Below are 13,088 nucleotides of genomic sequence, written 5' to 3' on the forward strand. Positions count from 1 at the left end.
GGTCACGCCGGTCCGCCCCTACGGCAAACGCCCGCCCTCAGATATTGAGTTCTTCGGCCAGCTGGCGGCCGGCTTCGATGGCGCGGATTTCGCCCAGCAGGTCATCGAGGTTGCCTTCCATGATTGAGCTGAGATCATAGAGGGTGATGTCATAGCGGTGGTCGGTCACGCGATTCTGCGGGAAGTTGTAGGTGCGGATGCGCTCGCTGCGTTCGCCGCTGCCGACCTGCGATTTGCGTTCGGCGGCGTTCTTGGCGTCTTCCTTGCTCTGTTCGATTTCCAGCAGACGCGCGCGGAGGATGCGCATGGCGATTTCCTTGTTGCGGTGCTGGGATTTTTCCTGCTGGCTGGCCACGAACATGCCCGTGGGGAGGTGTGTCACCCGCACGGCCGAGTCTGTGGTGTTCACGCACTGGCCGCCGTGGCCCGATGAGCGATACACGTCAATGCGCAGTTCATCGGGCTTCAATTCGAAATCGACTTCTTCGGCTTCGGCGAGGACGGCGACGGTCACCGTCGACGTGTGGATGCGGCCCTGCGCCTCGGTCACGGGAATGCGCTGCACGCGGTGCACGCCGCTCTCAAAACGCATGGTGCTCCAGGCGCCCTCGCCGCGGAGAGTGAACGACGCGTTTTTCAGACCGCCCAGAGGCGTGTCCGTCATGTCGAGGACTTCCTGACGCCAGCCCCTCAGCTCGGCGTAACGGCTGTACATGCGCAGCAAATCTGCCGCGAAGAGCCCCGCCTCATCACCGCCGGCCGCCGGCCGGATTTCGACAATGACGTCGCGCCCTTCATTGGGGTGTGGCGGCAGGATCAGCGTCTTGATGTCGCGGTCCAGGCGCGTTTCCTGCTTTTCGAGCTCGGCGATGTCGGCGCGGATCAACTCTTTGAAGGCATCGTCTTCGGTCTGGTCCAAGAGCTCCGCGTTGTCGCGCAGGTCCTGTTGGGTTTTCAGATACTGCTGCCAGAAATTCAGGAGCTGCTTCAACCGCTGGTATTCACGGTTGAGCTGCTGGTACTGCCCTTGTTCGCCGTGGGCAAAATCAAAGGCCGATATGGCCCGCTCCACCTCGGCGAAGCGCTCGGTCGAATTGGCTATGTAACGGTCAAGATTCACAGTCGGGCCTTATGGCTTGACAAGTGGTCGATCACGGAAAAAGGACGGCGCCTGGCGCCCAAAACGCCCCTGCCGGCAACGAAAAGACGGACGGAGAGCATTTCCTGGGAAATCTCTACCGCCCGTTTTTTTGCGACATTGCTGGCGCGTCGGCTATGCTGTTGCTGACGGACGCCTAGGCGGGGCCGCAGCCCCTGCACGCTCAGGCTGTGTACTGTGTCAGCCCTTGGCGTAACGACGGCGGAACGCGTCGACACGGCCTTCGGTATCTACCAGCTTCTGCTTGCCGGTGAAGAACGGATGGCACTTTGAACAAATACCGACGGACGTTTTTTGTGCCAGCGAAAAGACTTCCATCTGGTTGCCGCAAGCGCAGCTCACAACGCACTTCTGGTACTTGGGATGTATTGCTTCTTTCATGACCATTCCCTTTTTTTGCTTTGCCGGCCGGGCTCGGGGTTACCGACCGGACTGACTCACACACTACACTCGTTTCGCTTGTCAATAAAAAGCCATTGCCGACATGGGCGCCAAGCCTCGTGGCGTGACGTTGTCGACGGCAGCATCACATCTCCGCGAGGGCGGCCTTGCGGCTGAGGCGAACCCGGCCGCGGTCATCGATGTCAATCACTTTCACGGAGATTTCTTCCCCGACCTTGCAGATTTCATCAACCGTCTTGACGCGGTAATCCGCCAGCTCGGAAATATGCACCATGCCTTCCTGGCCGGGCATGATCTCGACGAAGGCACCGAAGTCCTTGATGGTCTTGACAATGCCCTTGTAGATCTTGCCGATCTCGACTTCGCCGGTGGAGCCCTCGACCATGTAGCGGGCCTTTTCCATCGCGGGGCCACTGGTGGCGAATATCTTGACCGTGCCGTCGTCGGTCACGTCAATCTTGGCGCCGGTGCTGTCACAGATGCCGCGGATGTTCTTGCCGCCGGGGCCGATGAGGGCGCCGATCTTCTCGGGGTTGATCTTCAGCACGGCCATCTGCGGCGCGTAGGGGCTCAACTGAGCGCGGGGCGCGGGCAGACAGGCGGCCATGACCGCGCGAATCTGTTCGCGGGCGACCTTGTTGCGCTGCATGGCGTCGTACATGCCAGGAATGTCCAGGCCGGCGATCTTCAGATCCAGCTGGAAGCCCGTGATGCCTTTGCTGGTTGCCGAAACCTTGAAGTCCATGTCGCCGTAGTGGTCTTCGGAACCCAGAATGTCCGTCAGGAACTCACGCTTGTCCGTGCCAGTCACCAGACCGATGGAAATACCAACCACCGCGTCGCTGATCGGCACGCCGGCGTCCATCAGCGCCAGGCTCGATCCACAGACTGTCGCCATGGACGATGAGCCGTTCGAACCCAAAATCTCCGACGTCACTCGCACCGTGTAGGGATAATCCTTGGGCATCGCGCCGACAACCGACCGCTCCGCCAAGGCGCCGTGACCGATCTCACGACGGCCCGTCGAACCGTAACGGCCGACTTCGCCCGTGCAGAAATTCGGGAAGTTGTAATGCAGAATGAAATTCTTTTCGGATGGCCCGCCAGTGATCACGTCGTATTCCTGGGCGTCGCCGCTGGAAGCCAAGGTGGCGATGACCAGCGCCTGAGTGTCACCGCGCTTGAACAGCGCACTGCCATGGACGCGCGGCAACACGCCGACTTCGCAGCTGATCTCGCGCAGCTCGTCGAGCTTGCGGCCGTCCTGACGAATGCCCTTGTCCAACACCAGGCCGCGAATGGCCTTCTCCAGCAAGACTTCCCAGATGAGGCCGACGTCCGGCGTGCTGCCATCCGCCGCCGTGAATTTGGCGGTGAGCTCCGCAGTCAGCTCGGCCTTAAGGGCGTCCTGTTGGGCCTGGCGTTCGAGCTTGCTTGGCGCCGAACAGGCCGCGGCGAGGCGGTCGCCGCAAAATGCCTCGGCGGCAGCCAGGGCGGCAGCATTGGGCAGGTTGGGCGTGAAGGCCGCCTTGGCCTTGTTGACGCGGGCGGCGAGGTCCTTCTGGGCCTCGATCTGCTTGCAAACGATGCCGTCCGCGAAGAGCATCGCGTCGCGCAGGTCTTCTTCGCTGATCTCGCTGGCGCGCCCTTCGATCATGATGGCCTTGCCGGCGATGCCGGCGTAAACCAGATCAATGTCGCTGGCTTCGATTTCCGCATTGGTCGGATTGGCGATGAACTGGCCGTTGACGCGACCGACCCGCAGCGCGCCCACCGGGCCGTTGAAGGGAATGTCCGACACCATCAGGGCCACTGACGCGCCGAGAATGCTCAGCACGTCCGCTTCATTCTCGCCGTCAGCACTCAACAGTGTCGATACGATCTGCACTTCATTGATAAAACCCTCGGGGAACAGCGGGCGCAACGGCCGGTCCGTCATGCGCGCCGTCAGGATTTCCTTCTCGGTAGGGCGGCCTTCGCGCTTGAAGAAGCCGCCGGGCATTTTGCCGACTGCGGCGAAGCGCTCGCGATATTCGACCTGCAGGGGGAAGAAGTCAATGCCGGGGCGGGGCTTGGCCATGGTGGCGGTAATCAACACCATGGTGTCGCCCTGACGGACGGTCACCGACCCATTGCACAACAGGGCCATCTTGCCGGTTTCGATCTCAAGCTGCTTGCCGGAACCCAAATCAATACTTACGCGTTCAATACTCATGTCTGTCTCAATCCTTACCATCCCTGCTGTTGTCAACGGCCTGTGGTGGAAGCCAGGGTGTTCCACCGCCGCGCTGGGCTCGTCGCCCATAGCCGGGACCGGATCTCAAGCTGCGGCAGCTGACTGTCTCGGAAAACAGAATGCGGAATTGCGGCATAAGCGGCCAAGCTAAGCCCCTGCGCAGGGCGCCTGGCGGCTTATGCCGCCCAATTCCACACTGTTTTTTATTCCAAAGGAGTCTTCGCTGCGTGAAGCAGGTCTTTATCCGGCTCTCGGCTGCATCAGCCCGGCAAATATGCACCGGGCTCGGTGTTGGCTGGCGCTCTGCCGCAACCGCGGCGCTATGGCGTTCATCCAACCAGCGCAAAAGAAAATACCATAAGGCCCCCGGGAATATGGGTTTCACCGGGGATCCTGCGGAACAACTCGTCAGCGACGCAGACCAAGTCTCTTGATCAGGGTCACGTAACGCGCATTGTCAGTGCTCTGCAGATACTGCAACAAGCGGCGGCGGTTGTTCACCATGGCAACCAGACCACGGCGGGAGCTGTGATCCTTCTTGTTAACTTTCATGTGCTCGGTGAGCTCCAGGATGCGCTTAGTCAGCAACGCCACCTGCACTTCGCAGGAGCCGACGTCTTCGCTGCTGCGCTGGAACTCTTTGATCGTCTGGGTCTTGGTCTCTTTGTCCATGGTCTTTCCTAAATGCGTTTTCGCTACCAAACCATACTCGGGATTCTTCATCCGCTTACCGTGATGATCCAGTCATTCACTCGCGAATAACGGAAGCTCACAAATATAGCACGTCTTTTTCATTCAACTAGTAACAGAAACGCTAATTGCCGAGTTTCGGTAACCGGCCAGTCATGGATGTTGGCTGGGACCGTGGGGACGCCCGGGACCGGTTGGACTCCTGGGAGCGCCGCCGCCAACCGGTCCCAGCAGTCCCAGGAGTCCCCACGGTCCCAAGAGTCGCTTGGCATGCTCGGATATTTCTTGACATCGGGTCAAGTCGGCGGATAGTGTAGTCTTTTCCCGGTTCTGCCGGCCGCGCGTCTTATCGCCCCACCCAACCAGGAGCCCACCATGATCCGAAATTTGTATACGGCGTTGTTGCTATGCGCCATGCCTCTGGCGTTGTTCGCCGCTGAGGACGGCAATCTCTTCAAGAACACGGATTTTTCCGCTGGTTTGAGCCACTGGTGGTCGTCCTTTGCGGCCAATGCGCGTGATCACGGGCTGACGCATCGCATTGAGGAAGGCAAGTTGGTGCTGGACATTCCCGAGCCGACCGAGGGCAGCATCGGTAATGTCCTCATGGGGCAGGGCGCGTCACTCAAGGCTTACGAGAAGTTCCGTTTGTCCTACACGATCACCATTGACAAACCCGGCGTGATGCGCCATGTCTATCAGCTGTCCAACAATCCTTGGACGGCGTTGGGTCTGGCCGAGAACGTCCCCTTGCAGCCCGGCACGCATCACCTCAGCGCGATCTTCGTCTCCGAATACGACAAGCCGGAGTTGCCGGCGCATTTTACCTTCAACCTCAGCAAACTGAAAGGCCGGGTGGTCCTCAGCGATTTTTTGGTCACTGAGTACAACGAGCTCCCCCTAGCCGCGCTCAACCCCGCGTGGCAGGTCTTCGTTGACGTGCAGGCGCCGGAGTCTTACGCCGATCAGCCCGTGACCCTCCGGAGCCCGACCGGCGCGGAAGTCCGACCGCTCGCGGCCAATCTGCAAGACGGCGTTATCGACATCCGGGCGCTCAATCAGGGGCGTTTCAAGGAGCGCGCGGCCGCCGTCCTTTACAACGACTTCACTGTCGCGCAAGCCGGCGGCATGACTCTCGGTCTTGCCGCCGATTGGTGGATGGAGGTGTACTGCAATGGCGAACGCGTGTACGACACGCTGGAAAAGGGCAATGCCTCCCAACGCTTCGAGCCCAATGACCACGTTGTCACTATCGCCGTCAAACCCGGCCGCAATCTCGTTGCCATCAAAGTCCTCAGCGGCTCCGCCGGCTGGAAGCTGCTCCTTGGCAAGCCTCTGCCGCCCATCGTCTATAAGCCCAATGACGAATGGCAGCCCGTCGATCTCAGTAATATCGTCATCAGCGAAGGTAGCGCCCTTGATTTCAGCGCCCTCGTGCCCAGGCCCGCCGGGCAACTCGGCCGCATCAGCATCAACGACGCTGGCGATATGGTCTTTGCCGGCGCGCCGCAGCAAAGCGTTCGCATGCAGGGCTTCAACGGCTTCCCGTCGTCAATCTGGTACCAGCAGGACGACGCCGAATTCAAACTGCAGGTGACCGCCTTCGCCCAGGCCGCCAGACGACAGGGCTACAGTCTCTTCCGTGTCCATGGCCTCCTCGACAAGTGGCTCTGTCAGGACGCCACCGGCGACATGGCCATCAATCCTGAAAAACTCGACCGCTGGGATTACATCCTCGCCGAGCTCAAAAAAGAAGGCATCTACGCCCACATCGTCATCTTTTCCTTTGGGCTCTACGACGACCCCAAGAACGCCAAGCAGCTTTTTGAGGACCGCAATAAGCACCGGCTGCTGCTCTACTTCGGCGGCGACTGGGAGCGCACGCATTTTCGCTATGGCGCCGAGACGATCCTCAATCATGTCAATCCCTACACCGGCTTGGCCTGGAAGGACGACCCGCTGGTCGCTTTCCTCGAATTCTATAACGAGCAGGGGTCGGGTTTCGGCGTCATTCACCAAGTCATGCGCGATGACCCCGATGCATGCGCGCTCATTGAAAAACGCTGGCATGACTGGCTCGTGGCCACCTACGCCGATGGCGTCCCGGCTGACCTCGCGGCCGAGCTGGCCGGCACGCCCCTCAATCAAGCACCCGTACCCAATTTTTATCGCGATAAAGCCACGCCGCTGGGCAACGCCTTCGGTCTTTTCCGCTCCTTCATCACCGTCGACGGCGCTGACTGGTGCCGGCAGGTCGTGCGCGACAACGGCTATCAGGGCCTGATCACCCAGTACAACGGCTCGAAACGCCTGGGCTGCAGCGCCGCCCGCTGGCAGATCAGTCAAGTCATCGATCTCCACGCTTACTACCAGCATCCGCGCGGTGGCTGGGGCGCGCCTGGCTGTACCGTCGAACAGGACAGCTCGCTGGCTGACGCCGCCAACTACTGGCGCAATACCAACGCCGGCCGACTGTCGGGGCGGCCGTTCATCGTCAGCGAATTCAATCACTGCTACTGGAATCCGTATCAATACGAAGCCGGCCTGGTTTTCCCCGCCTATTCGGCCCTGCAGGGCTTCAGCGCCCTCCAGATTCACTCCGGGCCCATCGCCCTCAGCGCGGCGAAGAGCAGCATCAACAGCTTTGCCTGCGCGCAGTCGCCGGTGGTCCGTGCCAACGAAGTGCTCTCGACGCTGTTGTTTCTGCGTGGCGATGTGCAGAAGGCCCCGCACCTGGTCGAGCTGGTCGTCCCCGAGGCGAGTCTGGCCAGCAATGGCCTGACGCACTGGGCGGTCTCAACCGAGCAAAGCCGCCTCGCGTTGCTCACTGGCTTCTCGGTGGCCTTCCCATGGGCCAAACGCGCGGATGGCACCAGTCGTGGCCGGGCCCCTGACCTGCAAATCCTCCCCAATGACGCCGCCAAGGTCGACGATCAGGACTGGTTCGTCAATGTCATCGAAAATCCCGACGGCGAGTTCTCCCTGGCTCAGACTGTGCAGGTCCTCCGGGACAAGGGCATCCTCGGTCAGCAGAATATCAGCGATGTCGACGCCGGCGTCTTCCAGAGCGACACCGGCGAAATCGTCATGCGCACGCAAGACCAGGTGCTGAAGGTCATCACGCCGCGCACGGAGGCCGTTGCCATGGAAGCCGGCAAGAGCGAGCGCGTTGGCCGCCTGCAGATCCGTGATCTCAGCGTGGGGGCGACGGTCGCTATCGCGTCCACCAGCATGACGCCCCTGGCGAATGCCGACCGCATGCTCTTCATCTTTTCGACTCAGACCCAAAACACCAACGCGACCTTCGGCCACGACGGCCGCATGAAAATCCACTCGGGCACGCTGCCCATACTGCTCCGGACGGGCACGGTCCGCGCGCATTTCACGCCCGCGCAAAAACGGCCCTTCGCTCTCTACGCACTGGACTTCAATGGCCAGCGCCGGGAGCAAATACCCGTCGAATACCAGGGCGACGACCTCGTCATCGCTGTCAATAACGGCGCCCTCCAACATGGCCCGACGACCTTTTTTGAGCTCGTCGCTGAATAAGCACGCCAAGAAGCAGCATTGCCGACGCGTTTCCCGGGCGCCGGGTGCTGTCTGCGCAAGGAGGCCATTGTTCCTTACCCGCCGCACCCACCAACCATAGCCATAGCCGCATCCCACCCAACCCCAGCCCCGGAGAAGCAACCATGAAGATGAAGTCCTGTCTGCTCGCAGTGTTGTTGGCGGCCAGCGCCGCCGTCCCCGCCGTCGAAATCCACTCGCCCTTTGGCGTCTGCGCGCACCTCGGAGGCGGCGCGGAGTTCGCCAAGCTCATTGAAGAACTCGATCTGATGCAGGCCGCCGGCATCAAATGGGCCCGGGCGGATTTCACTTGGGCACAAATTGAGCCCAGCGAAAATGAATTCGTTTTCACCAATTACGACCGGGTGGTCGCCGAAGCCGAAAAACGCCAGGTGAAGATCCTGCCCATTCTCTGTTACAACAGCAAGTGGACGCAGGGCTTTGCGCACGAGAACCTCGACGCCTGGGCGCGCTTCGTCCGCACCGTCGTCAGCCGCTATGGCGACCGCCTGAAGCACTGGGAAGTGTGGAATGAGCCCAATATCGGCTTCTGGAAACCCAAGCCCGACCCTGAGCAGTACACCGCACTGCTGAAGGTCAGCTACGAGACCATCAAGGCCGTCGATCCGTCACTGGAGGTGCTCTACGGCGGCATGGCCGGCGTCGCTCCTAAGTTCGTCGAAGACACCCTCAAGCTGGGTGCCGGCGCCTTCTATGACATCATGAATATCCACCCCTATTGCTACCCGGCGACTATCGAACAACGAAAAAAACTAGCCGAAGTGGATGAGCTGCGCGGCATTCTCCGCCAGTACAACGCGCCGGAACGCATCTGGATCACCGAGACGGGCTGGCCCACCCACGAATCCGAAGTGGCCGTCCACGCCAAATTCTGGTCCGAGCTGATCGCCGCCGGCGCCAAGCGGCGCTTCCCTGGCCAGGACCGCTGGACCTGCGCCGTGGTCGTCGACCCCGCCGACAATGCCGGCGGCGGCGTGTCCACCCGCGAAGAAATCTTCGGGGTTCTGGCAGCCAACCCAGCCTTCACGGCCAAAGCCGTCACCTGGGCGGAAGCTGCGGCAATTACCCCCGCTGACACGCAGATTCTCGTCGCCCTCATTGGCGAGCACTTCGCGAAGAATCAGTACGACAAGCTGGTTGGCTACGTCCGCGATGGCGGCATGCTGGTCCATATCGGCGGCGTGCCCCTATACTACGCCGACGAATACGACGATGCCGCCGCCGGGTGGGTCCCCGCTCGCAACAACGCTCCCGAAAACTACCGCGCCGGCCTCCGCATCGGCTGGAGCGCCTGGTGGCTCGACAAAGACCTGCCCGAAAAAGCCGCCGTCACCAGCGCCGCCAGCGACGACTTGGCCTTCACTATCCCGAAGAAACTCGAAACCACCCGCTGGTTCAATGACAAACTCCTCAAGGACGGCGACGAATTCGTCCCCCTGCTCAAAGCCAGCGACAAGGACGGAAAATTCATCGGCTGGCCGGTCGCGCTCTATCTCTTCAACAGCGACTTCAAAGGCGCGGTGCTCACGGCCTGCCTGCCCATGGCGCAAAGCTCCGGCGTCACTTGGGATGTCCAGGGCGGCCGCTGCCCCCGCGCCTATCTTACCTACCTCGAAAATGGCATCGAAGTCTACTTCTGGTACGAATTTCGGGATGCCGGTACCGATCCGTACTACAACGAACACCACTTCGGCATGATCCAACTCGGACTCGAACCCAAACCCGCCTACAATGCCCTCAAATACGCCATTTCCCTCGTCGGCGACAAACCACAGTTCACCGGCAAGACCACCAATGCCGACGGCGTGGTCAGCATCGGCTTCAAAACCTCTACCGGTCAGGGCGTGGCTATCTGGAACAGCTTCGGACCCGACAAGGTCTACAATTTCACCGCGCCAGCCGCCGCCTTCAAGGCTACTGATCACCTCGGCGCGCCACTCGACCTCAAAGCCACCAATGGCGTCATCACTCTTAACGCTAGCGAAGCACCAACCTACATCCTCTGGTGAAGATCAGACGGATCCGACCGATCCGTCGGATCCGTCTGATCCGTCCGCGATACAACATCGAAGAACAGACCAATCTGTCGAGTCCGTTGCGGCCTCTGGCACGAATGCCCCAATATTACAAGGAGAGTGCATGGTAATGCGGGCACTGCGGGTAATTCTGGCGGCGCTGGCGGTGCTGGCCGCTACCACGGGCTGCGTGGAGACTCGCCCGCAGCCGCGCGCTGACCTGATGAATGTCCTGGTGCAGCACTACTTCGAGTGCCGACGCTGCGGCAGCCTCGAAGGCGGCTACTACGGCAAAAACAGCGTGTCGCGGTGGAATAGCGCTCCGCAAGGCAAATGCCGGCATCGTTGGCGGGAAATCAGCCAAGAAGTCTTCGAGCGAAAATGGCTTGATCGCGCTGGCGATACGACGCATTATTGAGTGTCGTCCGGGCATCGCCGGCCAAACGCCAGGTGGGCATGATGGCATTCATTCCGGCTTGGGACTGGGGCGCATGACTCGCCGCGACGCTATACTATGCGCGTGGCCGACAGGATATACGACGATTAGGCCCGCCGCCACAACGCACAGGCATGACAGTGCAAACTGAAGGCAGACCATGGATATTCTCAATGAGTTGAAAGCTGTGACAGGCGCGCTGGCGCAGGAACGCATTGACTACGCGCTTTGCGGTGGCTTGGCGATGGCCATATACGGTTTGCCGCGCGCTACCCTGGATGTGGATTTGCTGATTCCATTTGACGCGTTGTTCAGTGCCAAACGTGCTCTTGAACCCCTCGGCTACACCTTGAGTGGCGCACCAATGGCGTTCCACAACGATGCAATCCAAATCTACCGACTCGTGAAAATTACACCAAGCACCGAGGAAGAAATGGTGCTCGACTTGTTATTGGTGACCCCAGCGATTACCCCGGCTTGGGAATCGCGGCGGAATATTACCTGGGACGGACAGATGATCAAGGTGGTGTCGGTGGCCGGGATGATGCTTCTGAAGTCGTTTCGCCGTAGTGGCAAGGACCTCGATGACATTGAGCACCTTAGGAGCCTCGGCGATGAAACTTGATCTCAGTCCCGAAGCAGTGGGGCAACGGCTGCGCCAGGTCGAGCAGCTGCGACGCCTGTGCCTGTCGCTGGCCGCTGCCGGCGTAAGTCGCGAGCTGGCGCAAAAATACCCGGAGAACCAGGTCCTGCAGCGAACCGCCCGGGCACTGGGCAACAATGCCGCGGCAAAGACGCCTAGCCGACAGGACGGCGAGGCGCAGGAGTAAAGGGGAACTGGCATGAGCAAGGATCAACCCTTGTTGAATGACAGGCGACTACTGGTGGCGTCAGGTGACGACGCGGCCATGCAGCACCTGTCGTGGCCGAAGATGGTCCGCGCGAACGATGGCGCGCTGATACTGGCGTACAGCGCGGGCATCGGCCACAACAAAGGCGCGTCGGGGCTGGCGTGGTCGGTGTCGCGTGATGGCGGGCTGAGTTTTTCGCCGCCGGCGCTGCTCTGCTATTTTCCGCGCGACGACGCACGCTATCACGACGTGGGCAATATGGCCATGGGCATCGGCGCCGATGGCGCGGTAATTCTCCTGGCAATGGCCTACCAGGGCGAGGTGGCCAGCACGGTCTTGGGCTGGCGCTCCGCGGACTGCGGTCGGAGTTGGCAGCGCTGCGACACGTCGGCGCTCGCCGAGAACCGCACGGGGTCGGTATTCGGCCATATCTTCGCAGTGCCCGGGCGGGGCTTGGCGGTCAGCGGGCATTTTCGCTCACCGCATACGCCCGGGATATGGCTGGCCTACTCGATGGACGACGGGCATAGCTGGGGGCCGCCGCAGACCGTGACGACCGAGCTCTTCTTCGAGCCGGTCTTTGTCCACGCCGGTGGTCGGCTGATCGGGCTGGTGCGGGAGAATAAAGCCTGCGCGTACCATCAGTTCGTCAGCGACGACGGCGGCATGACCTGGCAGTTCACCGCACGAGCGCTGCAGGGCGATGCCCACGCGGTGCATCCGAGCCCATTTCTGGCGGAAGACCCCGCACAGCCCGGACGCCTGTTGGCGCTGGTCTCGGAACGCGCTCCGGCGCAGCGTATCAGTCTGTGGACGGCAGCAAGCGACTGCTTGCAGTGGCAGCGGCTCGGCTTGGTGGTCGCGGGCGATGGCGACTGGACCTACCCGTGGCTGACGCCCATCGGCGACAAGCAGTGGTTCCTGGCCTATTATCAGGGCGAGGGCGCCAAAACCGCACTGTATGGCGGCACTATCACTGTGCCGCGCTGATGCCTTTTGGATGACTGTGAAGTAATGGAGTGTATGGATGAGTACGAGCCTGTCCGAGTGGTTGGATGAGTATGTCGGCTGTGTACGGCGCTGTTTTGGTGATCGCGTGCTGTTCGTGGGCCTACAGGGCAGCCATGGCCGTGGTGAAGCCGGAAAAGACAGCGATATCGACTTGGTGCTGATTCTGGATCACGCCAGTGCTGACGATCTGTGCGCCTACGACGCGGCGATTAGCGATCTGCCCCAACGCGAGAAAATCTGCGGATTCATTTCCGGTCGGGACGAACTGCGCTGTTGGAGCAAGGCCGATCTCTTTCAGTTCTACCACGACACCACGCCACTGCTGGGCGACCTGGCGCCCTTGCTGCCGGCTATTTCCGCGGAGGATGTCCGCCAGGCTATTGTGTTCGGCGCCTGCACGATCTATCATCTCTGCGGGCATAACATCGTTCACGAGAAATCACCGGATATTCTGCAGGGCCTGTACAAATCGGCGGTGTTTGTGATGCAAGCGCTTCATTTTCAACGTACGGGTCGTTATCTCAATGCGCACCGGGAGCTGCTGCTGGCGCTGCCGGCTGACGAACGGATGCTGCTCACGACCTACTTGCAGGGCAAAAGCGCTGACAACGCAGCAGCGATCTTCAGTGAGGATTTTGCGACCTTGTCGTCAGCGCTCTTTGCGTGGTCCGGGCAGGTCATTCGCGGATACGGTTCTTAG

11 protein-coding genes are annotated in these 13,088 nt (G+C 60.9%); 7 read left to right on the forward strand and 4 right to left on the reverse strand.

The genetic code is table 11. The features are described from left to right. Positions 1–37 precede the first annotated feature (37 nt). The 4 genes from prfA to rpsO all read right to left on the reverse strand — a co-directional run bounded on the left by prfA (position 38) and on the right by rpsO (position 4,469). A complete protein-coding gene (gene prfA, locus J3R75_RS09110; protein WP_307261218.1) occupies positions 38–1,120 on the reverse strand; it encodes a peptide chain release factor 1 in 1,083 nt (360 codons plus the stop codon). A gap of 219 nt (positions 1,121–1,339) precedes the next feature. Next, positions 1,340–1,540, reverse strand: coding sequence for a 50S ribosomal protein L31 (rpmE, locus tag J3R75_RS09115; protein WP_307261219.1), 201 nt, complete (start codon positions 1,538–1,540; stop codon positions 1,340–1,342). A 145-nt stretch (positions 1,541–1,685) separates the two neighbouring features. Then, entirely contained in the window at positions 1,686–3,776 is a 2,091-nt protein-coding gene (locus tag J3R75_RS09120) for a polyribonucleotide nucleotidyltransferase (protein WP_307261220.1), read from the reverse strand. A 429-nt stretch (positions 3,777–4,205) separates the two neighbouring features. Then, entirely contained in the window at positions 4,206–4,469 is a 264-nt protein-coding gene (gene rpsO, locus J3R75_RS09125) for a 30S ribosomal protein S15 (protein WP_307261221.1), read from the reverse strand. A gap of 393 nt (positions 4,470–4,862) precedes the next feature. On the opposite strand from rpsO, the gene J3R75_RS09130 reads away from it, so the two are divergent. The 7 genes from J3R75_RS09130 to J3R75_RS09160 all read left to right on the forward strand — a co-directional run bounded on the left by J3R75_RS09130 (position 4,863) and on the right by J3R75_RS09160 (position 13,088). Further along, entirely contained in the window at positions 4,863–8,036 is a 3,174-nt protein-coding gene (locus J3R75_RS09130; protein WP_307261222.1) for a hypothetical protein, read from the forward strand. Positions 8,037–8,179: 143 nt separating this feature from the next. After that, complete coding sequence (locus J3R75_RS09135; RefSeq protein ID WP_307261223.1) at positions 8,180–10,084, forward strand: beta-galactosidase; 1,905 nt, start codon at positions 8,180–8,182, stop codon at positions 10,082–10,084. A 130-nt stretch (positions 10,085–10,214) separates the two neighbouring features. After that, a complete protein-coding gene (locus tag J3R75_RS09140; protein WP_307261224.1) occupies positions 10,215–10,508 on the forward strand; it encodes a hypothetical protein in 294 nt (97 codons plus the stop codon). A 178-nt stretch (positions 10,509–10,686) separates the two neighbouring features. Beyond that, positions 10,687–11,151 carry a nucleotidyltransferase family protein gene (locus J3R75_RS09145; RefSeq protein WP_307261225.1) on the forward strand — a complete coding sequence of 155 codons (465 nt, stop codon included), beginning with the start codon at positions 10,687–10,689 and terminating at the stop codon, positions 11,149–11,151. Beyond that, positions 11,141–11,356, forward strand: coding sequence for a hypothetical protein (locus tag J3R75_RS09150; RefSeq protein ID WP_307261226.1), 216 nt, complete (start codon positions 11,141–11,143; stop codon positions 11,354–11,356). The genes J3R75_RS09145 and J3R75_RS09150 overlap by 11 nt, the downstream gene beginning before the upstream one ends. Before the next feature lie 12 nt (positions 11,357–11,368). Then, on the forward strand, positions 11,369–12,367 hold the full coding sequence (locus J3R75_RS09155; protein WP_307261227.1) for a sialidase family protein: 999 nt from the start codon (positions 11,369–11,371) through the stop codon (positions 12,365–12,367). Between the two features lie 37 nt (positions 12,368–12,404). After that, a complete protein-coding gene (locus J3R75_RS09160; protein ID WP_307261228.1) occupies positions 12,405–13,088 on the forward strand; it encodes a nucleotidyltransferase domain-containing protein in 684 nt (227 codons plus the stop codon).

This window comes from Oligosphaera ethanolica (assembly GCF_030814695.1).
In the GTDB taxonomy this organism is placed as follows: domain Bacteria; phylum Verrucomicrobiota; class Lentisphaeria; order Oligosphaerales; family Oligosphaeraceae; genus Oligosphaera; species Oligosphaera ethanolica.